General features: G+C 63.7%; 26 protein-coding genes. 17 read left to right on the top strand and 9 right to left on the bottom strand.

The window, feature by feature from the left end; all coding sequences use genetic code 11:
* Positions 1–3: 3 nt before the first annotated feature.
* From EOC94_RS19045 to fabD, 6 genes are all read right to left on the bottom strand, one after another.
* Positions 4–894 carry a YicC/YloC family endoribonuclease gene (locus EOC94_RS19045; protein WP_127292617.1) on the bottom strand — a complete coding sequence of 297 codons (891 nt, stop codon included), beginning with the start codon at positions 892–894 and terminating at the stop codon, positions 4–6.
* Between the two features lie 177 nt (positions 895–1,071).
* The gene (gene mltG / locus EOC94_RS19040) at positions 1,072–2,298 is read right to left on the bottom strand and encodes an endolytic transglycosylase MltG (protein ID WP_127292615.1); all 1,227 of its coding nucleotides are present in this window, start codon (positions 2,296–2,298) and stop codon (positions 1,072–1,074) included.
* Positions 2,299–2,400: 102 nt separating this feature from the next.
* Positions 2,401–3,663, bottom strand: a complete 1,263-nt coding sequence (gene fabF, locus EOC94_RS19035) for a beta-ketoacyl-ACP synthase II (RefSeq protein WP_127292612.1) — start codon at positions 3,661–3,663, stop codon at positions 2,401–2,403.
* Between the two features lie 34 nt (positions 3,664–3,697).
* Entirely contained in the window at positions 3,698–3,934 is a 237-nt protein-coding gene (locus EOC94_RS19030; RefSeq protein WP_006203723.1) for an acyl carrier protein, read from the bottom strand.
* A 189-nt stretch (positions 3,935–4,123) separates the two neighbouring features.
* Positions 4,124–4,861 carry a 3-oxoacyl-[acyl-carrier-protein] reductase gene (fabG, locus tag EOC94_RS19025; RefSeq protein ID WP_127292609.1) on the bottom strand — a complete coding sequence of 246 codons (738 nt, stop codon included), beginning with the start codon at positions 4,859–4,861 and terminating at the stop codon, positions 4,124–4,126.
* Between the two features lie 60 nt (positions 4,862–4,921).
* A complete protein-coding gene (fabD, locus tag EOC94_RS19020; protein WP_127292606.1) occupies positions 4,922–5,863 on the bottom strand; it encodes an ACP S-malonyltransferase in 942 nt (313 codons plus the stop codon).
* A 267-nt stretch (positions 5,864–6,130) separates the two neighbouring features.
* Here fabD and EOC94_RS19015 point away from each other — a divergent pair, with 267 nt between their 5' ends.
* From EOC94_RS19015 to EOC94_RS18940, 15 genes are all read left to right on the top strand, one after another.
* Positions 6,131–8,056 (top strand): LTA synthase family protein, encoded by a 1,926-nt coding sequence (locus tag EOC94_RS19015; RefSeq protein ID WP_126107139.1) that lies wholly within the window; start codon positions 6,131–6,133, stop codon positions 8,054–8,056.
* 305 nt (positions 8,057–8,361) lie between these two features.
* The gene (rpsF, locus tag EOC94_RS19010) at positions 8,362–8,856 is read left to right on the top strand and encodes a 30S ribosomal protein S6 (RefSeq protein WP_029354402.1); all 495 of its coding nucleotides are present in this window, start codon (positions 8,362–8,364) and stop codon (positions 8,854–8,856) included.
* Positions 8,856–9,104, top strand: a complete 249-nt coding sequence (gene rpsR / locus EOC94_RS19005; RefSeq protein ID WP_006203718.1) for a 30S ribosomal protein S18 — start codon at positions 8,856–8,858, stop codon at positions 9,102–9,104. Before rpsF ends, rpsR begins: the two co-directional genes overlap by 1 nt.
* A gap of 213 nt (positions 9,105–9,317) precedes the next feature.
* Positions 9,318–9,902: a 50S ribosomal protein L9 gene (gene rplI, locus EOC94_RS19000; protein WP_095483191.1), complete on the top strand. Its 585-nt coding sequence runs from the start codon at positions 9,318–9,320 to the stop codon at positions 9,900–9,902.
* 177 nt (positions 9,903–10,079) lie between these two features.
* Positions 10,080–11,369, top strand: a complete 1,290-nt coding sequence (locus EOC94_RS18995) for a cyclopropane-fatty-acyl-phospholipid synthase family protein (protein ID WP_126107140.1) — start codon at positions 10,080–10,082, stop codon at positions 11,367–11,369.
* Between the two features lie 85 nt (positions 11,370–11,454).
* Entirely contained in the window at positions 11,455–11,778 is a 324-nt protein-coding gene (locus EOC94_RS18990) for a YnfA family protein (protein WP_095483296.1), read from the top strand.
* Positions 11,779–11,781: 3 nt separating this feature from the next.
* On the top strand, positions 11,782–12,753 hold the full coding sequence (locus EOC94_RS18985; RefSeq protein WP_126107141.1) for a small ribosomal subunit Rsm22 family protein: 972 nt from the start codon (positions 11,782–11,784) through the stop codon (positions 12,751–12,753).
* Positions 12,754–13,017: 264 nt separating this feature from the next.
* Positions 13,018–14,508 carry a replicative DNA helicase gene (locus EOC94_RS18980; RefSeq protein WP_095483188.1) on the top strand — a complete coding sequence of 497 codons (1,491 nt, stop codon included), beginning with the start codon at positions 13,018–13,020 and terminating at the stop codon, positions 14,506–14,508.
* Positions 14,509–14,531: 23 nt separating this feature from the next.
* Positions 14,532–15,137 carry a hypothetical protein gene (locus EOC94_RS18975; RefSeq protein ID WP_127292603.1) on the top strand — a complete coding sequence of 202 codons (606 nt, stop codon included), beginning with the start codon at positions 14,532–14,534 and terminating at the stop codon, positions 15,135–15,137.
* The gene (gene radA, locus EOC94_RS18970) at positions 15,137–16,540 is read left to right on the top strand and encodes a DNA repair protein RadA (RefSeq protein WP_127292600.1); all 1,404 of its coding nucleotides are present in this window, start codon (positions 15,137–15,139) and stop codon (positions 16,538–16,540) included. Before EOC94_RS18975 ends, radA begins: the two co-directional genes overlap by 1 nt.
* Positions 16,541–16,567: 27 nt before the next feature.
* Positions 16,568–17,236 (top strand): CvpA family protein, encoded by a 669-nt coding sequence (locus EOC94_RS18965; RefSeq protein ID WP_095483186.1) that lies wholly within the window; start codon positions 16,568–16,570, stop codon positions 17,234–17,236.
* Between the two features lie 79 nt (positions 17,237–17,315).
* Positions 17,316–18,785, top strand: coding sequence for an amidophosphoribosyltransferase (gene purF, locus EOC94_RS18960; RefSeq protein ID WP_126107143.1), 1,470 nt, complete (start codon positions 17,316–17,318; stop codon positions 18,783–18,785).
* Between the two features lie 220 nt (positions 18,786–19,005).
* Positions 19,006–19,758, top strand: coding sequence for an SDR family NAD(P)-dependent oxidoreductase (locus EOC94_RS18950; RefSeq protein ID WP_095483295.1), 753 nt, complete (start codon positions 19,006–19,008; stop codon positions 19,756–19,758).
* Positions 19,759–19,840: 82 nt separating this feature from the next.
* Positions 19,841–20,470, top strand: a complete 630-nt coding sequence (locus tag EOC94_RS18945; RefSeq protein ID WP_095483184.1) for a hypothetical protein — start codon at positions 19,841–19,843, stop codon at positions 20,468–20,470.
* 126 nt (positions 20,471–20,596) lie between these two features.
* The gene (locus tag EOC94_RS18940; RefSeq protein ID WP_095483183.1) at positions 20,597–20,803 is read left to right on the top strand and encodes a hypothetical protein; all 207 of its coding nucleotides are present in this window, start codon (positions 20,597–20,599) and stop codon (positions 20,801–20,803) included.
* A 15-nt stretch (positions 20,804–20,818) separates the two neighbouring features.
* Here the strand turns inward: EOC94_RS18940 and EOC94_RS18935 are convergent, their stop codons facing one another.
* Complete coding sequence (locus EOC94_RS18935) at positions 20,819–21,325, bottom strand: OsmC family protein (protein WP_095483182.1); 507 nt, start codon at positions 21,323–21,325, stop codon at positions 20,819–20,821.
* 617 nt (positions 21,326–21,942) lie between these two features.
* Between EOC94_RS18935 and EOC94_RS18925 the strand changes: the two genes are divergently transcribed.
* A complete protein-coding gene (locus tag EOC94_RS18925) occupies positions 21,943–22,827 on the top strand; it encodes a DMT family transporter (RefSeq protein WP_127292597.1) in 885 nt (294 codons plus the stop codon).
* 151 nt (positions 22,828–22,978) lie between these two features.
* Here EOC94_RS18925 and EOC94_RS18920 read toward each other — a convergent pair whose 3' ends face one another.
* A complete protein-coding gene (locus EOC94_RS18920) occupies positions 22,979–23,842 on the bottom strand; it encodes a LysR substrate-binding domain-containing protein (RefSeq protein WP_127292594.1) in 864 nt (287 codons plus the stop codon).
* A 105-nt stretch (positions 23,843–23,947) separates the two neighbouring features.
* On the opposite strand from EOC94_RS18920, the gene EOC94_RS18915 reads away from it, so the two are divergent.
* Positions 23,948–24,355, top strand: coding sequence for a 4-oxalocrotonate tautomerase family protein (locus EOC94_RS18915; protein ID WP_127292592.1), 408 nt, complete (start codon positions 23,948–23,950; stop codon positions 24,353–24,355).
* A gap of 86 nt (positions 24,356–24,441) precedes the next feature.
* Here EOC94_RS18915 and EOC94_RS18910 read toward each other — a convergent pair whose 3' ends face one another.
* On the bottom strand, positions 24,442–26,115 hold the full coding sequence (locus EOC94_RS18910; RefSeq protein ID WP_127292589.1) for a tetratricopeptide repeat protein: 1,674 nt from the start codon (positions 26,113–26,115) through the stop codon (positions 24,442–24,444).
* Positions 26,116–26,145 lie beyond the last annotated feature (30 nt).

The raw sequence follows: 26,145 nt of genomic DNA, 5'->3' as shown, positions 1-26,145 counted from the left end.
GGGTTACTCCAGATTCTGGACCTGTTCGCGAAACTGGTCGACGACCGCCTTCAGCTCCAGCCCGATGGCGGTGACCGCAGCGGCGTTCGATTTCGAACACAGCGTATTCGATTCGCGGTTGAATTCCTGCGCCAGAAAATCGAGCTTGCGGCCGATGGCGCCGCCGCCTGCCAGCAGAACCCGGCCGGACGCCACATGCGTCTTCAGCCGGTCGATCTCCTCACGGATGTCGGCCTTGGTCGCCAGGAACGCCGCTTCCATATGCAACCGGCTGGCGTCGAGATTGGCGGAGGCATCCATCAACAGCCGAACCTGCTCGGCAATCCGTTCGCGGATCACCGCCGGCTCGCGCGACGGATCGGCCTCGGCGCGCAGCGTCAGAGCCTCGATGGCGTCGATATGGCCGGACAGCAGCGAGCGTAGGGCGGCGCCCTCGCCCTGGCGTGCCTGCTCCAGTCCGCCCAGCCCTACTTCGAGCGCCGAGAGAATCGCGCTGTCGAGCGCCGCCCGCGCCTCTTCGGTTTCGGTGGTTTCGGGGATGTCGAGCACGCCGCGTAGCGAAAGCAGCCCGTCGGCTGTCGCCGGCGCTGCGCCGAACTGCTCCTGCAGCCGCTTGGCCAACTCCGCCAGATCCCTCAGGAAGGCCTCGTTGACCACGGGCTGCGCCTGCTGGCCGGCGGCGCGGCCGACGGTCAGCGTTGCTTGGAAATTGCCGCGCGAGAAGCGCTTTTGCACCGTCTGTCTGACGGCCGGCTCCAGTCGCTCAAGGCCCTGCGGCAGCCGCAGCCTGACCTCGACGCTCTTGCCGTTGACCGACTTGATCTCCCAGGCGATCGACGTGCCGTCATGTTCGGCGACAGCCCGTGCAAAACCGGTCATGCTCTGCAAATTCATGTTGCCCTTGCGACCCCCTGGCGCATGACCCCGGAAGCGATTCCGGCCAGATCATGCGGTTTCAAAGTGCTGGAGCGCCTTTTCGCGCCGAATCGGACGCAAGGCGCTCCGGATAAAAAAATCGGCACGTCCCTGCCGTCAAACGAACCGGAGGGACGATCCCAGAACCGTCCGGCGCTACTGCGCCGCTCCCGTGTCGCCGTCCACCGGCGCATCGGTCTGACCTTCCACTTTGGCGGCGTCGGCCTTGGCAGCGCCGGCCTTGGCGGCTTCATCGGCAAGCTTCTTCTGGAGAGCCCGGTAGCGGGCGACGTTCTCGTTGTGCTCGGCGAGCGTTGCAGCAAAGACGTGACCGCCGGTGCCGTCGGCGACAAAATAAAGGTCGTCGGTCTTCGACGGGTTGGCCACCGCTTCCAGCGCCGCACGGCCGGGATTGGCGATCGGCGTCGGCGGCAGGCCATTGATCAGATAAGTGTTGTAGGGCGTCGGCTTTTTGATGTCCGACTGGTAGATCGGGCGGTCGGCGGGTTTGCCCTTGCCGCCGAACAGCCCATAGATAATGGTCGGATCTGACTGCAGCCGCATGCCCTTGGCCAGCCGGTTGAGGAAGACGGCGGCGACCCGTGAGCGTTCGTCGCCCTTGCCCGTCTCCTTCTCGACGATCGAAGCCAGGATGACGAAGTCATCGACACTGGCCAGAGGCAGATCGGGAGCGCGCCGCTGCCAGACGTCGTCGACCAGCTTCTTCTGATCCGCCAAAAGCTTGTCGACCATCTGCTGGCGTGTCGCGCCGCGGGTGAAACGCAGCGTGTCGGTAGCAAGGCTGCCCTCGGGTGGAATGGTCGCAGGCATATCGCCGTCGAGCGCTGCCTGATCGGCGATGCGCTGCAGCGCCTGCTCGACGGTTAGCCCCTCGGGGACGGTCAGCGAATACATCACCGACTTGCCGCTCTTCAGCAGCTCCATGATGTCGCGCATGGAGGCCTGCGGCTTGATCTCGTATTCGCCGGCCTTCAGCGCGGCGTCATTGCCAAAGGCACGCACGCCAAGGCGGAAGATGCGCGCGTCGCTGATCAGTCCGCGCCGCTCGAGCTGCTCGGCAATTTCCTGGACGCCGGTGCTCGGTTTGACCAGGAAGGTGTCGGCATTGGCCGACGGGCCGGGCTCGTTGAATTCCTGCTTGCCGAAATACAATGCAAAGCCGGCCGCCAGAACCAACAGCATCACCAAGGAGATGACGAAATTCATGAACACGACGAACTGGCTGCGCGAAGCGCGCGAGCGCTTGGGCGGCGGTGTGCCGGCTTCAGGCCGCAATGCCTCGCTGGCCGTTTTCGGCACGATCGGACCCGACGGTACGGGCCGCTGCCCTAATTCCCCATTGTCCGCCGAATTTGTGTTCATGGCGCCCTACCGTTTGATCTTGCAACGAATCCCCTTGGGCAGAGTAGGGGCGAATATGGCAAAATTGACGACACGCGCGAGCCGTGCCGGTCGGCGGACCGGTCAGCCATTGTAGCGCTGGAAGACCAGCGAGGCGTTGGTGCCGCCGAAGCCGAAGGAATTGGACAGCGCCACGTCGACCTGGCGGGCGCGCGGCTTGTGCGGCACCAGGTCGATCGCCGTTTCGCGCTCCGGGTTGTCGAGATTGATGGTGGCCGGCGCGATGTTGTCGCGAATGGCGAGGATTGAAAAGATCGCCTCGGCGGCGCCCGCCGCGCCCAGAAGATGGCCTATCGACGACTTGGTCGACGACATCGATATTTTCGACGCGGCGTTGCCGACCAGCCGCTCGACGGCGCCGAGCTCGATCGTGTCTGCCATGGTCGAGGTGCCGTGCGCGTTGATGTAGTCGACGTCTGCGGGCGTCAGCTTGGCCCGGTTCAGCGCCGCTACCATGCAGCGGAAGGCGCCGTCGCCATCTTCGGCCGGCGCGGTGATATGATAGGCATCGCCGGTCAGGCCGTAACCGGTGACCTCGGCATAGATCTTGGCGCCGCGCGCCTTGGCATGCTCCAGCTCCTCCAGAATGACGACGCCGGCGCCCTCGCCCATGACGAAGCCGTCGCGGTCGCGATCATAGGGACGCGAGGCCGTTTCCGGAGCGTCGTTGCGGTCGGTGGACAGTGCACGGCAGGCAGCGAAACCGGCAATTGAAAGCCGCGTCACCGGCGCTTCGGCACCGCCTGCGACCATTACGTCGGCATCGCCCCACATGATCAGCCGGGCGGCATCGCCGATGGCGTGCGCGCCGGTGGAGCAAGCGGTGACGACGGCGTGGTTGGGGCCTTTCAGCCCATGCCGGATCGAAACCTGGCCGGAGACGAGATTGATGATCTGGCCGGGGATGAAGAACGGGCTGATGCGGCGCGGGCCGCGCTCCTTCAGGATCATCGCGTTCTCGGCGATGCCTTCGATGCCACCGATGCCGGAGCCGATCAGCACGCCGGTGGCGCACTGCTCCTCATGCGTTTTCGGCGTCCACCCCGAATCCTTCAACGCCTCGTCGGCGGCCGCGATCCCGTAAAGGATGAAGTCGCCGATCTTGCGCAGTTCCTTCGGCTCGAGAACGGCCTCGGGATTGAAGGTGGCGTTTTCACCGTTGCCGCGCGGAATGACGTGGGCGACCTTGCAGGCAAGATCCTCCACCTCGAACTCGGTGATGCGCTTGGCTGCGCTGCGGCCGGTCAGAAGCTCCTTCCAGCTATGCTCGAAGCCCATGCCGAACGGCGAAAGCAGCCCAAGGCCCGTGACGACGACACGCCTCATCGCAGGTCCTCCTCGGTGATGACTGCAAATAGCGTCAGGCCGAAGCCTTGTCGATGTACTTCACTGCATCGCCAACAGTCAGAATGGTTTCGGCCGCATCGTCGGGAATTTCGACGCCGAACTCTTCTTCGAACGCCATGACAAGTTCGACCGTGTCGAGGCTGTCCGCGCCCAGATCATCGATGAAGCTCGCCTGCTCCGTCACCTTATCGGCATCGACGCCAAGGTGCTCGATAACGATCTTCTTGACGCGCTCTGCGGTGTCACTCATTTGGGCATCCTCGTCTTTTGGTTGTCTGTCTTCGTTAGCGGGCAGAATGCCGCTAATCAAGCTGAAAGATGGTCCTGCCGGAAACGCAACGGCACCGGACCGGTTTTTGCCCGAACCGCCGGGTTGCGGGCCGCATTACACGAAAAACGGCCTGGGTCCAAGGCGAAAAGGGGTGTTTTCCCGCAACTGTCAAATCATCGCCATGCCGCCATTCACGTGGATGGTCTGGCCGGTGACATAGGCAGCTTCGTTGGAGGCGAGGTAGGCGACGGCGGAAGCGACTTCGGCGGTGGTGCCCATGCGCCGTGTCGGGATCGCCGCCATGATCGCCTCTTTCTGCTTGTCGTTGAGCTTGTCGGTCATCGCCGATTCGATGAAACCCGGGGCGACGCAGTTGACGGTGATGTTGCGGGTGGCGATCTCCTGCGCCAGCGACTTGGAAAAGCCGGTCATGCCGGCCTTGGAGGCGCAGTAATTGGTCTGGCCAGGATTGCCGGTGACGCCGACCACCGAGGTGATGTTGATGATGCGGCCGTGCCGGCGCCGCATCATCGGATGGGTGAGCTCGCGGGTCAGCCTGAACACGGCGGTCAGATTGACCTCGATCACGCTATCCCAGTCGGCGTCCGCCATGCGCACGAACAGCCCGTCCTTGGTAATGCCGGCGTTGTTGACGAGAATGTCGACGCCTTCGAGATCGGCCTCGGCCTTCTGGCCGAGCGCCTTGACCTCGTCGCGGTTGGAAAGGTTGGCCGGAAACAGCTTGACCCGGTCGCCGAGCTCGGCAGCCAGCGTCTCCAGCTTTTCGACGCGGGTGCCGTGCAGGCCGACGATGGCGCCCTGCTCATGCAGCATCCGGGCGATCGCCTCGCCGATGCCTCCCGATGCGCCTGTGACGAGCGCCTTGCGGCCGGTCAATTCGAACATGTCTTGTCTCCTGATCTAAGAGAACACCCTTCACACGGGTGGGGTCAAATCGTGGTTCGGTTATGCGAACGCCGCCAATGCCGCCTCGACATCCGCCGCCGTGCCGACAGCGCCTGTGGCGATTTCGCGGTTGATGCGCCGCGCCAGTCCCGACAGCACCTTGCCGGCGCCCACCTCGTAGAGCGTCGCAACGCCATTCGCGCCGAACCACTCCACCGTTTCGCGCCAGCGCACGCGGCCGGTCACCTGTTCGACCAAGCGGCGGGCGATGGCGTCCGGATAGCTGGACGGGGTGACCGACACGTTGGAGACCACGGGCACGGAAGGCGCGTTCTTCGTCACCCCGGCCAGCGCCTCGCGCATGATCTCGGCCGCCGGTGTCATCAGCGCCGAATGGAAAGGCGCGGAGACCTGCAGCATCAGCGCCCGCTTGGCGCCCTTTTCCGTGCACAGCTTCGCCGCCAGTTCGACTGCCGCCCTGGCGCCGGAGATCACCAGCTGGCCACCGCCATTGTCGTTGGCGATCTGGCAAACTGAATCTTTGGCCGCTTCAGCGCAGGCGGCTTCAACATCGGCCTGTTCCAGCCCGATGATCGCCGCCATGGCGCCTTCGCCGGCCGGCACTGCCGCCTGCATGGCATTGCCGCGGATACGCAAGAGCCGGGCTGCATCGGCGACCGACACGAAACCGGCGGCGGCAAGTGCCGAATATTCGCCGAGCGAATGGCCGGCGACATAGGCGACCTTGTCCTTCAGCGAGAATCCGCGCGATTCCAGCGCGTGGATTGCGGCAAGCGACACAGCCATCAGCGCCGGCTGGGCATTAGCGGTCAGCGTCAACGTCTCTTCCGGCCCTTCCCAGATCAGCTTCGACAGGTTTTCGCCGAGCGCGTCGTCGACCTCTTCGAAGATCTTCCGCGATTCCGGAAAAGCGTCGGCGAGGTCCTTGCCCATGCCGACGGCCTGACTGCCCTGTCCCGGAAAGGTAAATGCGACGGCCATCTGTGGCTCCCAAGCGGCTGATTTTTCCTGCCTGTGACGCAAGGCAGGCGGGCAAGTCAAGTCCGCCATCAGCCCAATCCGAGCCGCTCCGGCTCGGCATCGCTGGCCGAGTGCCTGTTCCAAAAGGCTTTTTGTCGATCACTCATGATGAAAATCGCTCACGATTCGTTTGCTGGCTCTTCTTATTTCAGCCACAGGCGCTAGCTTTTTGTGACATATCGATGACAGCTCAATGACGCTTTTGTGTATGGTCGGGGGAATTGTAAGTTGGCAAGGACTAGGAAAGGCGCCGGCAAGGCCGCGCCACAGTTTCTGGAAGGCGATCCGGCCACCGGCTATCTGCCGGGCCGGAAATGGCCCGTTATCCGCTATGGCCTCGTCAGCCTGCTCGCTGCCGCCATTCTGGTGTTTGCGGTCGAACTGATCGTGCGCGGCGACTTTGCCGGCACCGTCGCCTTCTTCCTGCAGCCGTTCAAGCCGGGCTGGACCACCATCATCATTTTCGCGTTGATCCTCATCGGTCTCGATGCCGTGCTCGGCCGCAGCCACCAGAGCCTGATGATCGTCGCGCCGCTGACGCTGGCGCTGGCCTTTGTCGGCCATCAGAAATCGCTCTATCTCGGCGATCCGCTCTATCCGACCGATTTCTTGTATTCACGCCAGATCGTGGCGCTGATGCCGCTTCTGGTGCGCGAACGCCCGGGGACCGCCATCGCTATGGCGGTCGGCATCGTTGGCGGCCTATCGCTGCTCGTCTATGGCTGGCGACTATGGCGCCGCCGGGTACCGGCGCTCAGCCGTAAGGGCCGCCTTGCCCGGCTGACATTGACAGTGCCGCTGCTCGCCTTCTTCGTCTCAATCATGGATTACGCGACCTTCTCGTGGACGCGTGACCGGTTGCAGATCATCCCGATCATGTGGGACCAGAAGGAAAACTACGCCTCCAACGGCTTCGCGCTCGCCTTCGCGCTCAACGTGCCGATGGCCCACGTCTCGGCGCCTGCGGGCTATTCCGACAAGTCGATCGCGGCAATCGACAGGCCTGACGTGACGGTCTCCGTACCGGCCGAGAAGCCCGACATCATCATCGTCATGAGCGAATCCTTCTGGGATCCGACCGAGTTGCCCGGCGTCACCATCACGCCCGATCCGATTCCCAATGTGCGGACGCTGCGCTCGGGCTCGATGTTCTCGCCCGAATTCGGCGGCATGACCGCCAATGTCGAGTTCGAGGCGCTGACCGGCTTTTCCAATGCCTTCCTGCCGGCCGGCAGCATCCCTTACCAGCAATATGTCCGCGCGCCGGTGCCGTCGATGGCCACGTTCCTGAAGAGCCAAGGCTATGAGACGCGCGCCATCCATCCGGGCACGAGCTGGTTCTGGAACCGCACGCCGGTCTATGCGGATTTCGGTTTCGACGACTTCAAGTCGGAGGAAAACCTGCCATATCTCGAAAAGCGCGGGCCGCTGGCCTCGGACGCGGCGATGACCGACGAGATCATCCGCGAGGCCGACGCCACCGACGATCCGTTCTTCTTCTTCGCCGTCAGCCTGCAGAACCACGGTCCCTATGAGCCGAATCGCTACTACAATCCGACCCACAAGGTGCAGGCGCCGACCAGCCAATGGGCGAAGGATTCGCTGCTGAGCTTCACAGAGGGAGCATCCGACGCCGACAAGGGCCTCGAGCGCCTTGTCGAATGGGCGAAGAACCGCCAGCGGCCGACGGTCATCGCCTTCTTCGGCGACCATCTGCCGCCGCTCGGTCCGGTCTATGTCGAAACCGGCTTCCTCAAGGACAATGTCGCGCCGCGCAAGGAGTCGCCTGACCAGATGCTGCGGCATCACCAGACGCCGCTGATCGTATGGTCGAACCGCACCGGGCCGGCCGCGGAAATGGGCGCGGTAAGCCCCGCCTTCCTGCCCTACCATATCCTGACCACGGCCGGGATCAGCCACCCCTATTACACCGGCTTCCTCGGCCAGATGCGCGAGCATTACCGTGTCGTTGACCGCAATCTGCTGTTGACGCCGGCCGGCGAGGCCACGCCGGAGTGGGCGCGCAAGAAGAAAATCGACCCGGCCATTCGCGATTTCCGCCTGCTGCAATACGACATGATGTTCGGCAAGCGCCACGCAGCGCCCGATTTCTTCCCGGAAACGGTGAAGAAGCTGGTCCCGCATACAAGCTAAAGCTGCCGCGCGACATGTCGTCCTTGCAGCGGCGGATTTTCGGCTCGCCCTTGCCATCCAGCCGGATTCCTGTATAGACGCCCGCAATCTGCCGGTCCTTGCTGGGGGCTGAACGGAGGGCCGGAGGTTTTTCGAAAACCTTCGTGTGGGGCCAGAAGCGCTTCCGCCTCCCGTGTCTCCGCTCTCGACCGTCTCGTCATGCTCCTTTCTTCCCCGCCTCCTTTAGGGATCGGCGGGTCAGAGAAGTTGCAGAGGCTTTTGCCGCCGGGAACCGGGAGAGAAACGAAGAAAGGCAAAAGAACAATATGGCTCTTTACGAACATGTGTTTCTTGCCCGGCAGGACCTCTCGCAGCAGCAGGTCGATGCGCTTGTCGAACAGTACAAGGGCGTCATCTCAGCTAATGGCGGGTCCGTCGGCCGGGTCGAGAACTGGGGACTGAAGTCCCTCACCTACCGGGTCAACAAGAACCGGAAGGCATACTATACGCTGATGGACATCACCTGCCCGCCGGCCGCGCTCAACGAGATGGAGCGCCAGATGGGCCTGTCCGAAGATGTGCTGCGTTTCCTCACCATCAAGGTCGATGCGCATGAGGAAGGCCCGTCGGCGATGATGCAGAAGCGCGAAGAGCGCTCGGAACGCGGTGGCTTCGGCGACCGTGACCGCGGCCCGCGCTCGTTCGGCGACCGCGATCGCGGCGACCGTGGCGATCGTCCGCCGCGCAGCTTCGGTGGCGACGCCGGTGCAGACCGTGGTCCGCGCCGTCCGCGCGAAGGTGTTGAAGGGGGTGCAGAATAATGGTCGACATCAACCAGATCCCGACCCGGCGCCCGTTCCATCGCCGCCGCAAGACCTGCCCGTTCTCCGGCGCCAACGCGCCCAAGATCGACTACAAGGACGTACGTCTTCTGCAGCGCTACATCTCCGAGCGCGGCAAGATCGTGCCGTCGCGCATCACCGCCGTCAGCCAGAAGAAGCAGCGCGAACTCGCCAAGGCGATCAAGCGCGCCCGCTTCCTTGGCCTGCTGCCCTACGTGGTTCGCTAACACTCTTTCAGCGGGCGGTTCGCCGCCCGCTTTTTCCCACGGCGACGGGCGCCGAGGGGTCTACCATCAAATCCCGGGTTGAGGTGAAGACCTCTAACTGCCGCGACAGGCAGGACAGCGACATTGGCGGCGACGCCCTCTGCTTCCTGACCTGTTCCAGACAATTCGGCGTCGATGCCAGTGATTTTGGCGCCCAAACGAAGGAACAAAACCATGGACGTCATTCTTCTCGAACGCGTTTCCCGCCTCGGCCAGATGGGCGATACCGTCAAGGTCAAGGACGGATTCGCCCGTAACTTCCTGCTGCCGCAGGGCAAGGCGCTGCGCGCCAACGAAGCCAACAAAAAGAAGTTCGAAGGCCAGCGCGCTCAGCTCGAAGCCCGTAACCTCGAGCGCAAGTCCGAGGCCACGCAGGTTTCGGAAAAGCTCGACGGCAAGAGCTTCATCGCCGTGCGTTCGGCCGGCGAAACCGGCCAGCTCTACGGCTCGGTGTCGACCCGCGACATCGCCGAGTTGCTGACGGCGGAAGGCTTTTCGGTCAACCGCAACCAGATCCTGCTCAACCAGCCGATCAAGACCATCGGTCTTACCAATGTGGCGATCGCGCTGCATCCGGAAGTCGAGGTCACCATCACGCTCAACATCGCCCGCACGGCCGACGAAGCCGAGCGCCAGGCCAAGGGCGAGATGCTGACCACCGCCGAAGCCATCTATGGCGAAGACATCAATGACAATGCGCGCCCTGACAACTTCTTCGACCCCAATGCCGAGTTCGAAGGCGGTGAAGACAACGGCTGATTGCACGTCACAGGGCGTCAGCGCGGCGCTCTAAACAATTTCGTCGGCTTCCAGTTATTTCTGGACCAATGCCCGGGCGCCTCGCCCGGGCATTTTTGTGCCAACAGGAACTTTTCGAAACCCTATATGTTGATGCAGAGTAGGACAGGCTGTCTGACCGAGAGGGGACATTTGGTCATGAATATTCTGCTGAAACGCGTTCTCGACCGCCTGGTGCGCACCGGCAATCTCAAAGTCACCGGACCGAAGGGCTTGTCGGTGATTTTCGGCGATGGCAGCGGCGAGCCGGTGCACATGCACATCAAGACCACGCATGCCGAGCGCGCCATTACCTTCGATCCGATGCTGGCGGTACCGGAAGCCTATATGGACGGCGAACTCGACATACTCGAGGGCGGCGTGCTGGGGGTCATGCGCATCGCCTTCCAGAACATGGGTAGCGGCGGCATCGATGCCACCTGGTCGAAAGCGATCGAGGGCCTGCGCCACGCCTTCCGCCGCCTGCAGCAAATCAACACGGCGGCGCGCGCGCGCCGCAACGTGCAGCGCCACTATGATCTGTCGGGCGAGCTGTACAGGCTCTTCCTCGACGAGGACATGCAGTATTCCTGCGCCTATTTCGAGCAGCCGGATATGACGCTCGATGAGGCGCAGGCTGCCAAGAAGCGCCACATTGCCGCCAAGCTCAGGCTGAAGGCCGGCCAAACCGTGCTCGACATCGGTTCCGGCTGGGGCGGGCTCGGTCTTTATCTCGCCAAGTCCTTCGACGTGGACGTGCAAGGTGTGACGTTATCGACCGAACAGCATGGCGTCGCCACCGACCGGGCCCATGCGCAAGGTCTGGAAAACCGCGTGCATTTCGAATTGAGGGATTATCGCGAGCTCAACGAGCGCTTCGACCGCATCGTATCGGTCGGCATGTTCGAGCATGTCGGCGTCAACCACTACCGCACCTTCTTCGACAAATCGGCGACGCTCTTGAAGCCGGACGGCGTCATGCTACTGCACACGATCGGCCGCTCCGGCGTGCCGTGGGCAACCAGCGCCTTCATCCGCAAGTATATTTTCCCGGGCGGCTACATCCCTGCGCTATCGGAGGTGATGCCGGCGATCGAGAAGTCGGGCCTCGTCGTCACCGACATCGAAATCCTGCGGCTGCATTATGCCGATACGCTGAAGCACTGGGGCCAGCGCTTCGCTGCCAATCGCGACAAGGCCAAGGCGATTTACGACGAGCGCTTCTGCCGCATGTGGGAGTTCTATCTGGCGGCCTCTGAAGCCGCCTTCCGCTGGCAGGACCTGGTGATCTTCCAGATCCAGATTGCCAAGAAGAACGATACCTTGCCGATGACGCGCGACTACATGGCCAAATGCGAGAAGGCGCTGGACATGCGCGACATGGGGCATCGCCCAAAAGCCCCTGCCGCCAAGCCCGCGCGCCGCCGCAAGGTGGCGGATACGGAATAGACTTCCGGCGATCTCGCCATTGCCGCTTGCCATTGCCGGCCCGCACGCTGAAAAAGGTCTCGCCATCGCCGCGAGACCTTTTTTCATGACCTATCTCATCTATATCGTTGCTGCCCTTGCCGAGATCGCCGGCTGCTTTTCGGCGTGGGCGTGGTGGCGGCTTGAAAAGTCGCCGCTGTGGCTGGCTCCAGGCCTGGCCTCACTCGCTTTGTTCGCATTCCTGCTGGCGCTGGTAGACATCAGTGCGGCGGGCCGCGCCTATGCCGCCTATGGCGGCATTTACATTGCCGCCTCGCTCGGATGGTTGTGGCTGGTGGAAGGCGTGCGTCCCGACCGTTGGGATATTGCCGGGTCCGCGCTCTGCATCGTCGGCGCCTCGGTCATCCTGCTCGCGCCTCGGGGGGCGTGAGCTATGGAACTGCCTATCCCGCTTCGGCAGGGCGTCGAGCGCCTCCTCGAAAAAGTGCCGCTGCCGACATTGAAGCAGGCGGCAAAGACGCTATCGGACCGCTACCGCGCCGAGTTGCGCGACGGCCGCCTGCACATGGCCGAGGAGATGGCGGTCAAGGCCTATCTGGCGACGCGGCTGCCGGCGACCTACGCCGCCGTCCGTGCCAGCCTTGATGCGGTCAGCGAGGCACGGCCCGACTATGCGCCGAAAACCCTGCTCGATGTCGGCGCTGGCCCTGGCACGGTGCTTTGGGCCGCGCTCGATCTCTGGCCCGACCTCGAGCAGGCGGTGCTGATCGAGGCGAGCGCCGCGGTGCGCCGGATCGGCGAGGCGCTTGCCACTGAGGCGATGACGGCCAGGATCGCCTGGCTGGCCGGCGATGTCACCATCGACCTTGCCGACCTCAAGCCGGCCGAGTTGGTCACCTGCGCCTATGTGCTGGACGAGATCGCGCCGGCATCGCTGCCAAAACTCATCGACCGGCTCTGGCACCTGACCGACGACACGCTGCTGGTCGTCGAGCCGGGCACGCCGGCCGGATGGCAGCGCATCCTTGCCGTGCGCCGGCACCTGATCGAGGCGGGCGCGCATGTGCTTGCGCCTTGCCCGCATGAGGCGCCCTGCCCGCTCGCGGCGCCCGACTGGTGCCATTTTTCGTGCCGTGTCGCGCGCTCGCGCCTGCACCGGCTGGCCAAGGACGCCGACGTGCCGTGGGAGGACGAGAAATTCATCTACGTCGCCGCCTCCCGCCATCCGGCCGTCCACCCCCCGCAGGCGCGGGTGATCGCACCGCCGAAACCCGGCTCCGGCAAGGTCCTGCTGAAACTTTGCGAAAAGGACGGAAACGCCGGCGAGAGACTTTTCACCAAGCGCGACGGCGATGTTTTCAGGCTGGCCCGGCGGTTGGACTGGGGCGATTCGGCAGGCGAATGAAGATGCAGCCTCATTTCACTTCCGGCGCATCTTCTGTGCATTTCTCTGACGCATTTCGTTCTTGATTTGTTCAAGGCGTCGCGTAGAATCGCCACCTTGTCGAGTCAACCGGAATCAGGGTGCGGGAATACTGTCCTGTGGACGGTTTGTCGTTCCTGTGAACAGTGGGCATCAAAGCCGGTTGGACAGGCACTGTTGCAGATAAGTCAGCATGGATTTGTCCCATTCTGATATCGAGAGACCGGGATCGAAACCGGGGACATCATGGCAGAAGCAGCGCGAAAATTCGGCGTGGCGGAAACACCGCTCTATCGGGAGGCGCCGAACAACATTGAGGCCGAGCAGGCGCTACTCGGCGCCATCCTGGTCAACAACGATGCCTTCTACCGCGTCTCGGACTTCCTGAAATCCGGCCATTTCTACGAGCCGCTGCATAGAAAAATCTTCGAGGTCGCCGCCGAACTCATTCGCATGGGCAAGGTAGCGACGCCGATCACGCTGAAGACCTTCCTGCCGGCCGACGAGAAGGTCGGCGACATGACGGTTGCGCAATACGTCGTGCGGCTGGCTGTCGAGGCGGTCACCGTCGTCAACGCGGCCGACTACGGCCGCGCCATCTACGATCTCGCCACGCGGCGCGCGCTGATCACCGTCGGCGAAGACATGGTCAACATCGCCTACGATGCCCCGGTCGACATGTCGCCGTCCGAGCAGATCGAGGATGCCGAACGGCGCCTGTTCGAACTGGCCGAGACCGGCCGCTATGATGGCGGCTTCGAGAGCTTCACCGACGCGGTTAAAACCGCCGTCGACATGGCCAACGCCGCCTATATGCGCGACGGACATCTGTCAGGTGTCGCCACGGGCCTGCGCGATCTCGACCGCCGCATGGGCGGCCTGCAGCCGTCCGATCTGATCATCATCGCCGGCCGCCCCGGCATGGGCAAGACGTCGCTCGCCACCAACATGGCCTTCAACATCGCTGAGGCCTATGTGCCGGCGCAACAGGCCGACGGCTCGTTCAAGGCGGCCAATGGCGGTGTCGTCGGCTTCTTCTCGCTCGAAATGTCGTCGGAACAGCTCGCCACCCGCATCATTTCCGAGCAGACCGAAATCCCGTCGTCAAAAATCCGCCGCGGCGAGATCAGCGAGATGGACTTCGAAAAGCTGGTCGCCTGCTCGCAGACCATGCAGAAGATCCCGCTGTTCATCGACCAGACCGGCGGCATCTCGATCGCGCAGCTGTCGGCGCGCGCGCGCCGGCTGAAGCGCCAGCGCGGCCTCGACGTCATCGTCATCGACTATATCCAGCTGATGCAAGGGTCGAGCGCCAAATCCTCACAGAACCGCGTGCAGGAAATCACCGAAATCACCACCGGCCTGAAGGCGCTGGCCAAGGAGCTTGCCGTGCCGATCATCGCGCTGTCGCAGCTGTCGCGTCAGGTCGAAAGCCGCGACGACAAGCGCCCGCAGCTCTCGGATCTGCGCGAATCGGGCTCGATCGAGCAGGACGCCGACGTGGTGATGTTCGTTTACCGCGAGGAATACTATCTGAAGAACCGCGAGCCGAAGCCCGGCACAGACGAATACATCAAATGGGAAAACGAGATGAACGAGATGCGCGGCAAGGCCGAGGTCATCGTCGCCAAGCAGCGCCATGGACCGACCGGCTCGGTCAGCCTCGCCTTCCAGGGCGAGTTCACCCGCTTCTCCGACCTCGCCGAGGAGCATCATATTGCGGAGAGGTTTGAGTGACCTCTTGATCTCGGAGCGGCGGGTTGGACTTTAGCGACATCTATCAGAGGTTGAAATTTGAAGAGTACGAAATCTCTGAGGACGAACGCCTCCAACTCACCGATTATTTAAGATCGAGGGGTTCGGTCTCTCGCCCAGAATCACACGCCGCGATGTTGGTGTTTTGTTATTCCAGCGAGTCGACGCTCGAGAATGTCAACTTGGTGAGAAAATTCCTTGCCGAAGATACTGATGACTACGCCCGTAGTGCCGCAGTGAACGGCCTCTATCGAATTTGGCGTTTGGGAACAGCTTCCGACGTCAACGATCTGCTGAGTTTGTTGGCCCTCTGGTCGGTGGAGTCTCGGCATGACACCTCTGTGGCTGCAATCGGGTGCGCTTTCCATTTGATGCATCAGCGGAACGATCGCCTTCTTTCGACAGGACTTATGAGCTTGCTAGAGACGCTGCACGAAGAAGTCAGGCGAGAGAATGAATTTGCGGTCAATTTGTTTATTTATGCATGTTGGTCGGCACAGGACCGTTGGGCCCAGAGTAACGGGCACCGTCGCGTCCACTTCGATGCGATCGAAGAGGCTTTGCCGGTTTATTGGGATCGCTCCAAATACCTCTTGGAATCAATAAACTAATGGCCAAATCGCGCGTCCAATTTATCTGCCAGAATTGCGGATCGGTGCATCAGCGCTGGGCCGGCAAATGCGATGCTTGCGGCGAGTGGAACACGCTGGTCGAGGAAGGCACGTCCGGGGGCATCGGCTCGGGTCCGGCCAACACCCGCAATGCGCGCAAGGGCCGCGCCGTGGTGCTCACGACTTTGTCAGGCGACATCGAGGATGCGCCGCGCATCGTCTCCGGCATCGGCGAACTCGACCGCGCCACCGGCGGCGGTTTCGTGCGCGGCTCGGCCCTTCTGGTCGGCGGCGATCCCGGCATCGGCAAGTCGACGCTACTCACCCAGGCGGCCGCGGCACTCGCGGCAAAGGGCCACCGCATCGTCTATGTCTCAGGCGAAGAGGCCGTCGCCCAGATCAGGCTGCGCGCGCAGCGGCTAGGCGTCGCCGACACTCCGGTGGAACTCGCGGCCGAAACCAATGTCGAGGACATCCTCGCCACCATCGCCGACGGCAAGCGGCCGGATCTGGTGATTCTGGATTCGATCCAGACCTTGTGGACCGACATGGCCGATTCGGCGCCCGGCACCGTCACCCAGGTGCGCGCCGCCGCCCAGGCGATGATCCGCTATGCGAAATCCACAGGGGCGGCGATCGTGCTCGTCGGCCATGTCACCAAGGAAGGCCAGATCGCGGGCCCTCGCGTCGTCGAGCACATGGTCGACGCCGTGCTCTATTTCGAGGGCGAAGGCGGCCACCACTACCGCATCCTGCGCACGGTCAAGAACCGCTTCGGACCGACCGACGAGATCGGCGTCTTCGAAATGTCTGATATGGGCCTGCGCGAGGTCGCCAATCCGTCCGAGCTTTTTCTCGGCGAACGCCATGCGAAATCGCCGGGCGCCGCGGTTTTCGCCGGCATGGAGGGAACCCGCCCGGTGCTGGTCGAGATCCAGGCGCTGGTGGCGCCGTCGTCGCTGGGCACGCCCCGCCGCGCCGTCGTCGGCTGGGACGGCGCCCGGCTGTCGATGATCCTTGCGGTTCTCGAAGCCCATTGCGGGGTCCGCTTCGGGACCCACGACGTCTATCTCAATGTTGCCGGCGGCTACCGTATCTCGGAGCCGGCCGCCGATCTGGCGGTGGCGGCCGCACTGGTTTCCTCGCTCACCGGTCTTGCCCTTCCGGCCGATTGCGTCTATTTCGGCGAAATCAGCCTTTCGGGCGCCGTAAGGCCGGTTGCGCATGCGCAGCAGCGCCTGAAGGAAGCCGAAAAGCTGGGTTTTGGAAGCGCGGTTCTGCCTTTGGGCAGCGAGGAACTTGCCGGGGGGATAGGGGCCGGCGCTTTCCAGCCCACCGAGCTTGCCGATCTCGTGGCGCGCATAGCCGGCTCACGGCGCAGCCGCGCCGACGAGCAAGAATGACGCGGCTCATGAAGTGGGGCAAAAGACATGCCGATTACGCTGCTTGACGGAATTCTCGTCGGCTTCACCTTGGTCTCGGCCATGCTCGCCATGGTTCGCGGCTTTTCGCGCGAAATCCTCTCCGTCATCTCCTGGATAGTGGCGGCAGCGGCGGCGTTCTTCTTCTACAAACCGGTTCTGCCTTACGTTCAGCCCTATGTCGACAATGAGAAGATTGCCATGGTGGCCGCCGCCGGCATCGTCTTCATCATCGCGCTGATCGTCGTTTCCGTCATCACCATGAAACTCGCCGACTGGATCATCGATTCCAGGATCGGCGCGCTCGACCGCACGCTCGGTTTCCTCTACGGCGCGGCGCGCGGCATTCTGGTCGTTGCGGTGGCCCTGCTGTTCTTCAACTGGCTGGCCGGTCCCAAGGCTCCGGGCTGGGTCGCCAACGCCAAGTCGCGGCCGCTGCTCGAATCGCTCGGCGCCAAGCTCGAAAGCCTGCTGCCCGAGGACCCGGAAAACGCGATCCTCAACAGGCTCAATCCTAGCCAGCCGGCACCCGAGACCGGCGCCGAGACGCCACCGGCGGCGGATGCACCGGCAGCGGACGCGCCGGCAACCGGCGACGATGCTCCGGCGCTCGATGGCAGCGAGACCGACGCGCCACCGGCCGACAATGCACCGGCCAATCCGGCGCCGGCAAACTGACGATCATGTGAAAAGCCGCAAACTCTACGTTGCTCTCGAGCAGTCATCACACTATATAGCGACTTTAGCGGAGCTGAAGATGGCAGACGCAGACGACGTGCTTTCCGCCGAAGCTGACGATCATTTCCACGACGAATGCGGTGTGTTCGGTATTTTTGGCCGGCAGGACGCCGCAGCTATCGTCACACTTGGCCTGCATGCGTTGCAGCATCGCGGCCAGGAAGCGGCCGGTATCGTTTCCTATGACGGTACCCAGTTCCATGTCGAACATCATGTCGGCCTGATCGGCGACACCTTCACCAAGCAGCGCGTCATCGACAGCCTGCAGGGCAACCGCGCTATCGGCCACACGCGCTACGCCACCACGGGCGGTGCTGGCCAGCGCAACATCCAGCCGTTTTTCGCCGAACTCGCCGATGGCGGCTTCGCTGTCGCCCACAACGGCAACCTCACCAACGCCATGACCGTGCAGCGCGCGCTGCAGAAACAGGGCGCGATCTTCTCGTCGACCTCCGATACCGAGACGCTGCTGCATCTGGTTGCCACCAGCAGGGAACGCGATCTCAACTCGCGCTTCATCGATGCGGTGCGCCAGGTCGAAGGCGCCTTCTCGCTGGTGGCGATGACGGCAAAGAAGATGATCGGCTGCCGCGATCCGCTCGGCATCCGGCCGCTGGTGCTCGGCGATCTCGACGGCGCCTGGATCCTGGCTTCCGAAACCTGCGCGCTCGATATCATCGGTGCGCGTTTCGTGCGCGACCTGAAGCCCGGCGAGATGGTTGTCGTCACCACCAAGGGCATCGAGAGCCTGTTTCCCTTCGAACCGCAGAAGACCCGCTTCTGTATCTTCGAATATGTCTATTTCGCGCGTCCGGATTCGTCGGTCGAAGGCCGCAACGTCTACGAGGTGCGCAAGCGCATCGGCGCCGAGCTGGCGCTCGAAAGCCCGGTCGAGGCCGATATCGTCGTGCCGGTGCCGGACAGCGGCACCCCGGCGGCGATCGGCTTTTCGCAAGCCGCGGGCATCCCGTTCGAGCTCGGCATCATCCGCAATCACTATGTCGGCCGCACCTTCATCCAGCCTGGCGATTCGATCCGCCACATGGGCGTCAAGCTCAAGCACAACGCCAACCGCCGCATGATCGAGGGCAAGCGCGTGGTGCTGGTCGACGATTCGATCGTGCGTGGCACCACCAGCCAGAAGATCGTGCAGATGGTGCGCGATGCCGGCGCCAAGGAAGTGCACATGCGCATCGCCTCGCCGCCAACACGCGCCTCCTGCTTCTACGGCGTCGACACGCCGGAGAAGTCGAAGCTCTTGGCATCACGCATGTCGGTGGAAGAGATGGCCGAGTTCATCCGCGTCGATTCGCTCGGATTCCTGTCGATCGACGGGCTCTACCGCGCCGTCGGCGAGGCCGGCCGCGACAACGAGCAGCCGCAATTCTGCGACGCCTGCTTCACCGGGCAATATCCGACCCGGCTTGCCGACTTCGAAGGTTCGGACAATGTGCGCACGCTGTCGCTCTTGGCGGCGGGCGGGTCGTAGGGTTGCCGGACCACCATTTGCCTTCCCCAGTTTACCCCCCTCTGTCCTGCCGGACATCTCCCCCTCAAGGGGGGAGATCGGCTGAACTATCGACTTTCGCCAATCGCGACGGTCGCAAAACGGGCGCTGAGCCGGATGAGGGCCAATCTCCCCCCTTGAGGGGGAGATGTCCGGCAGGACAGAGGGGGGTGTTTTCACGCCTACTCACGGAGGCTCTCGCATGATCCCCGCCCCTGCCCTCGATCTTTCCGGCCGTGTCGCGGTCGTCACCGGCGCCTCGCGCGGCATCGGCTACTTCATCGCCCTGGAGCTTGCCGCTGCCGGAGCGCATGTCATCGCGGTTGCCCGCACCGTCGGCGGACTGGAGGAACTCGACGATCAGATCAAGGCGGCGGGCGGACAAGCCACGCTTGTGCCGCTCGACCTCGCCGACATGGCCGGCATCGACCGGCTGGGCGGTGCCATCCACGAACGCTGGGGCAAGCTCGACGTTCTCGTCGCCAATGCCGGGGTGCTCGGCGTGATCTCGCCGATCGGCCATGTCGAGGCCAAGACCTTCGAGAAGGTGATGACCATCAACGTCACCTCGACATGGCGGCTGATCCGCTCGGTCGACCCGCTGCTCAGGCTCTCCGATGCCGGTCGCGCCATCGTGCTTTCCTCCAACGCCGCCCATTCGGCGCGGGCCTTCTGGGCGCCCTATGCGGCGTCGAAGGCGGCGGTCGAGACCATGATGCGTTCCTGGGCGCATGAGACGGAAAACTTGGCCCTCAGGGTCAATGCCGCCGACCCCGGCGCCACCCGCACCGCCATGCGGGCGCAGGCGGTGCCCGGCGAGGATCCGGGAACGCTGCCGCATCCCTCGGAGATCGCCAAACGCATCGTGCCGCTGGCCAGCCCTGCGCTTAGGGAAACCGGGCTGATCTTCCAGGCCAAGCACAACCGTTTTGTCGCCTACCGGCAGCCGGAGTAGACGCACCGCGTATTTTGGCGGAAGAATTGCGCCGCCACCGACGTTGTTGGAATGCCTAGTTTTCGCAAAACGGAGGACCACCATGCGCAGACTGCTTCTCGTCACCGCCGCCGCATCGCTTGCAGCCGTCGGCGTCGCATCCTCACAGGATACGACAATGAGCTTCTTCGTCACCAGCGTCGGCTCGGGCAAGGGCGCCGATCTCGGCGGCCTGGCGGGCGCCGATGCGCATTGCGGGTCGCTGGCTGAAGCCGCCGGCGTGACCGGCAAGACATGGCGCGCCTATCTCTCGACCAGCGACACCGATGCGCGCGATCGCATCGGCAAGGGACCGTGGTTCAACGCCAAGGGCGACAAGATCGCCGACGATGTCGCGTCGCTGCACAGTGATGCCAACGCCATCACCAAGCAGACGGCGCTCGACGAAAAGGGCAACGTGGTCAACGGCCGCGGCGACAAGCCCAACCGGCACGACGTGCTGACCGGCTCCAAGCCCGACGGCACGAAGATCGCCGACCAGACCTGCGGCGACTGGACGCTCAGCGGAGCAGAAGGTGCGGCAATGACGGGCCATCACGATCGCGCCGGTCTCGACGATTCGGCCGCCGCCAAATCGTGGAATTCCTCGCACGCTTCACGCGGCGGCTGCAGTCAGGAGGCGCTGAAGAGCACCGGCGGCGACGGCCTGTTCTACTGCTTTGCCGCGAACTGAGCTGTTCAAACAAACGTCGAACCTCACGCCGTGATGCCGTGGCGAACCACCGCGCCAGCCGCGCTTTCGTCGACCGCGCGGAGTTGATAGGATCGCCCGAATCCCACAACAAACGAGGAATTTCCCATGGCGGCTTCGAGCGTAGCGTTGGTCTGGTATCTGGTGATTGCCGGCCCGCAAGGCGGCATGGTGGTGCTGCCCAGCACGTTCGACACCCGCGAACAATGCACCTCCGCCGTCACCGAATATCAGAAGCAGCCGACGCCGGCCGGCTGGTCGGTGCAGTGCGTGCCGAGCGCCTCGCCCTTCGCCGACGAGGGCGAAAGTGAATAGCCGGCGGCGCGCGTTTCAGCGGCGCGCGCTTACCGTCAGCTCCGGCTTGGCATTGATGGTCTGGAACACCACGCAGTAGCGTTCGGTCAATTTGAGCAGAGTGTCGATGCGCTCTTGTGGCTCGTCGGTGTCGAGGATGAAATTCAGCCGGATGGCGCGGAAGCCGACCGGCGCATCTCTTGCCACACCTAAGGTGCCGCGAAAATCGAGATCGCCTTCGGCCTCCACCGTGGCGGCTCCGAGTTTGAACTCCAGCGCCGTCGCCACCGCCTTAAGCGTCACGCCGGCGCAAGCGACCAGCGCCTCCAGCAGCATGTCGCCCGAGCACAGTTCGAGCCCCGAACCGCCGGTAGCCGGATGGAGACCGGCAACGGCCAGCGCCCGGCCCGTCTCAACTTTGCAGGCGATCGACTGGTCGTCGATCGAGCCCCTGGCCCTGAGCGTGACCAGCGCGCTCGACGCGTCGTCGCGATAGGCGTCCTTGAGCGGCGCCTGCATGGCCTTCAGTCCGGTGGCATCCATGTCCAACCCTTTTCGACAGTCATCTTCATCGCTCGTCACGATACTCGAATAGACTCTACGGCCTAAACTTCGATTTCACGACATTTGGATCAGAGTGACAAGCTGTCCGGATATTGGTGCGTCATTAGACCGGGTGCCTTTTCATGCGACCTGGGGCCGCCACGCGATGACGCGATCCGTCCGAGCCCGCTGAGTCTGGCGTCCGGCGCCATTGAGCGCACCAGTTCCCCGGCGGTTGGCGCCTCGCCTCGAGCGAGGTCGTCCGTAGTCTGCCGATCTTCTCTATCACGCCGGAAAGCTGGCGCAGCCGGCCTTCCAGTATTGTCTGGTGCGCGGCCAAGGCCCGGCTCCATGCCCCGGGAGCGCCCTTCAACCGCATCGGCCGGACGGGATACCCGAGCCGCCAGGCCCTGCCCCAACGCTAGCTCGCCGCTGGCGCAGCGCCGCGCAGGGTTCCACCCGTGTAGCGTACGCTGAAACCCTGATCGTCGCGGCCGGCCTGCTGATCATCGGCAACGAACATTTCCTCAAGCGACTGTAGGATGCGGCACCCCCTGCTGACAGTACGGTGTCAGGACAAGGCAGCATAGTCTGGTGACATGACGGGATCCCTAAGCATGCCAGCCACCACCGAAACCGCCGCCGAGCGCACCCTTGGCATCATCCTGGTTTCGGCGTCGGCGGCCGTCTTTGGCCTCACCGGAGTGTTGACCAAGTCGATCCATGCCGACCCGCTGACCATCACGTGCTGGCGCGGCTTCGTCGGCTCGATCCTGATCACCCTCTATGTGCTGTGGCGCCGCCGCCGCTCCGGCAGGCGTGAAAGCCTGCGCCTCGGCTGGCGCGGCTGGCTGCTGGCGACCGAGGGCGCGCTCGCCAGCATCGCCTTCATCTCGGCGTTCAAATTCACCTTCGTCGCCAATGTCGCGATCATCTACGCCACCGCACCCTTCGTCACCGCGCTGCTTGCCTTCGTGCTGGTTCGTGAGCGCTTCCGCCTGCAAACGCTTGCCGCCGCCACCGTATCGCTCAGCGGTGTGGCGATCATGGTCTGGTCCGGCTTCGGCACCGGTAATCTGTTCGGCGACGGGCTGGCGCTGCTGATGACGGTCGGCGCCGCGCTCTACATGATCATGGTACGCGCCTTCCGCGACACGCCTGTGGTGTGGGCCGGTGCGGTATCGGCATTCCTCTTGTTCGTTCTCGGCTGGTTCGTCACCGACCCGCTAGCCGTCTCGACCAGAGACGCAGTGCTGCTCGTCGCCTTCGGCGCGTCTTTCGCGCTGGCCTCGATCTTGTGGACGGAGGGCGCGCGGCTCATTCCAGCGGCCGAATCCGGCCTGCTGGGTTCGGCTGAAGTGCCGTTCGCGATCCTGTTCGCCTTCCTTTTCCTGGCCGAGATCCCGCCAGCCGCCAGCATGATCGGCGGCGCCATCGTGCTCTGCGCGGTGTTCGCCCATGCCGGGCGCGACTGGCAAGCGGCGAGACAGCGCTCCGCCTGAGAAAGTCTGTCTCCGAAATAAATTTGCAACGTCATGGAACCATCATCGGGTTCAAGCATTGTAGGGCTTGACGGGCCACCCCCAAGTCCCCCCAAACCCCTCGGCCCGTCTCACCTCCAGCCGACCGCAAGGTCGGCTTTTTCTTTGCAGATCAGCTTGGTGGGCCCGCCAAGGCAAGGCTGTCGCTGAGTAGCGCAGCCAAATCCTGCGCTGGCGGGTCAGCGTCCTGGCGCAGCCGGATCGCGAACTCGGCGATGGGAACCGACGGCAGGCCAAATTCGCGCGGCGCCTCGACGATGCCGGAATGGGCAAAGCGCGCCGTCCGCAGCGTCAGAGCAATGCCGGCGTTCACCGCCGTGCGCAGCCCGGCCAGGCTGGCGCTGCCGGCGGCGATCCGGTAGCGGCGGCCGGTCGTGTCGAGTGCCGCGATCGCCGCGTCACGAAAGCCGCACTGCGGATCGAGCAGCGCCAGCGGCAGCTGGTCTTGGCGTGTGGCCAAGCCTCTTTGCGAACACAGCCACATCATCGGCTCGCGGAGCACGCCGACTTCGTCCGGCGCCGGAGCCTGCCGCATGGCGATCATCAGATCGAGGATGCCGGTTTGCAGCGCGTGCGCCAATTCGGCGGAGCGGCCGACGCGCAGTTCGATCCTGACGCGCGGGTGGCTCGCGGCAAAGGTCCTGAGCAGTTCCGGCAGGCCGCTGTCGGCGAAATCCTGTGTCGTGCCTATGGCCACGCGCCCATCGGCTCGCACGCCCTTGAGAGCCAGCCACGCCTCGCGATGCACAGCAAGGATGCGCCGCGCATGGCCGACCAGATCTTCGCCCGCCGCCGTCAGGCCGCGGCCTCTTCCCTGCGGCACCAGAAGCGGTTCGCCGACAATATCGTCGAGCCGCTGCATTTGCGCCGTCACCGCCGAAGGCGAGCGACCAACGATCGATGCCGCCTTAGCAAGCGAGCCGCCGTCGACGAAGGCGAGAAAAGTTTTGAGGAGATCGGGGTCGAGCGCCTGCATAATTCAGTTATATCGAACTCTTAATCCAAAACAATTCGATTTTTTTGATGCTGCAGCCGTGACATGGTTTTCCCAGCGGCGCGAGACGCCCTCAGGAGAAAAGAAATGCCAATCATCAATGTCACCGTCACCGGCAGGCCCGATGCCGCTCTGTCCGCCGCCATCGCCAGGGAGGTGACCGAGCTGACCACCACGCATCTGCGCAAGGACCCCACCATCACCGCGGTCGCCATATCTTATCTCGACCCGCAGCACTGGTTCGCCGGCGGCAAGTCGCTGGCCGAGCATGGCGCCAACACGTTCTGGCTCGACATCAAGGTGGTCGACGGCACCAACACCAAGCTCGAACTGGAAGCCTATCTCAAGGCGATCTTTGCCGCCTTTGGCCGCTTGCTGGGTGAGATGCACGAAGAAAGCTACGCCTTCGTGCACGAAGTGCCGGCCGCCGCCTATGGCTATGGCGGCAAGACACAGGAATTCCGCTTCATCAGCGGGAGGTTGAAAGCGGCGTGAGGGCGCCTATCCCTCCTTGCGGCGAGGGATAGGCGCAGACGTTCGTCTCACGGCTGAAACGGGCAACACCCGCAACGGTGCGTTGATCATAACGCGCAGCAGTTGTCGCCGAGACGGCAAAAGCACGACGCACGAATCTCGACGTCGGCCCGCGACATCGCCAGATCGAGGCGAGGCTGAATGTCATCGGCCTCTTCGTGCCGGCCAAGCCGATGCAGGGCTTCGACATAGCCGTGCAGGCCCCAGACGTTGTCGGGGTGCCGCGAGATCCGTCTGTAGCCACGATGCATTCCCAGATCCGCCTCATAGACCTGCGCCGCTTCTCGCATGTGGCCCTGCTCGAGCAGTAAGGCCCCAAGTGCGTGCCGCGTCGGCTGCATCCAGCCCCAAGGCTCGTCATAGGGAAGGCCGTCGTCCCGCGCCACTGCGGCGCGGAGATGCGCGAAGGCCGCTTCGTGATCGCCCTTCCGATACGCGATCTCTCCTCGAAGCATCTCCGCGGCGACCGCCAGAATATCGACGTAGCGGTAATTGAAGAACATGCGCGTTTCCGGAACGCGGGCGAACGCCTCCTCGAAGCGGTGCTGCTCCGCTTCGGCCACGGCTGTTTGTCCGAGCGCGGCATAGGCAATGCCCTTTGCATAGTGCCAGACCGCCGTGGTCGCCCGGTAGAGGTCTGGATCGTCGGGAAGCGGTTCGTCCAGGATCTCCTGCCATTTGCCGAACCGCACCAGCACGTGCGCTTTCATGGGCATATAGCCTTCCAGCCAGTCGGCCATCGGCGGCGTTGCCTGTCGCAGCAGCGCTTCCGGCATTGTGGCAAGCATTTCGTGGGCTGCGTCCAGGGCGGGACGGTACTGGCCGAGAAACATCGCCGCATAGAGCTTGAAATGATAGTCGTGACATCGCGAGAGGGTATAGAAGTTGAAGGGACCCTCCCGCTCCAGATACTTGCGGTCGGCTTCGATCGCCCGCTCGTTGGCGACTAGCGCTGAGTGATAGTCGCCGCAGAGAATGTCGATGTGCGAGGGCATGTGCCGCAAATGGCCGGCGTCCGGCACGAGATCGCGAAGAGTGTCGGCCGGGCGTAGTGCCTGTTCGGGATGCGGCGACATCTCCATGGCGTGAATATAGAGATGGATGAGGCCGGGGTGCGCGACCTCGCGCTCATCCGATAGGCGCAGGCTCTGTTCCAGTACCGCCACGACTTCGACTGTATCGGCGCCCTCAGCGGGTTCGCCGCTCTCGAGGTTCCACAACTGCCAGGGCGTGCGGTCCATCAACGCCTCAGCGAAGAGCGCGGCGACGTCGGGATCGTCCGGAAACGCTGCGTAGACTTTCCGCATCGCCCCCGCATAGGCGTCGCTCCAGGCGCGCAGCTCTTCGTTATCCGCCACGTGATCCGACTGGTAGCGGCGCTCCAGCCCCCGGATCAGCGCCTTCTCCACCGGCGCCGCACCGTCGGCGAGCGCCAGCGCTTCCTCCGTCGCGCGACGCGCCTCGACCAGCGTCTGCTTGAAGTCCTGCTCGTTGAAGTCGGCCCACGGCTTGTTGTAATACGGGCCGAGGGCATAGGCGATGCCCCAATGAGCCATGGCGCAGCCGGGATCACATTCGGCCGCTTTGCGGAAACACTTGACCGCCTCTTCATGGTTGAATGCGTAACGCCAGATGAGGCCGCGGTCGAACCAGACTTGAGCCTCGGACGAGCTTGTCGTCACCGGCCGGCTATATCGACCGAGGTTATAATAGTCGTGCATCGCACCCCCCACGGACGAATAGCGGCAAGG

Source organism: Mesorhizobium sp. M6A.T.Ce.TU.016.01.1.1 (assembly GCF_003997065.1).
In the GTDB taxonomy this organism is placed as follows: domain Bacteria; phylum Pseudomonadota; class Alphaproteobacteria; order Rhizobiales; family Rhizobiaceae; genus Mesorhizobium; species Mesorhizobium mediterraneum.
Note: the sequence above shows the minus strand (reverse complement) of the source record. Positions and strands in the feature narration are given on the sequence as shown.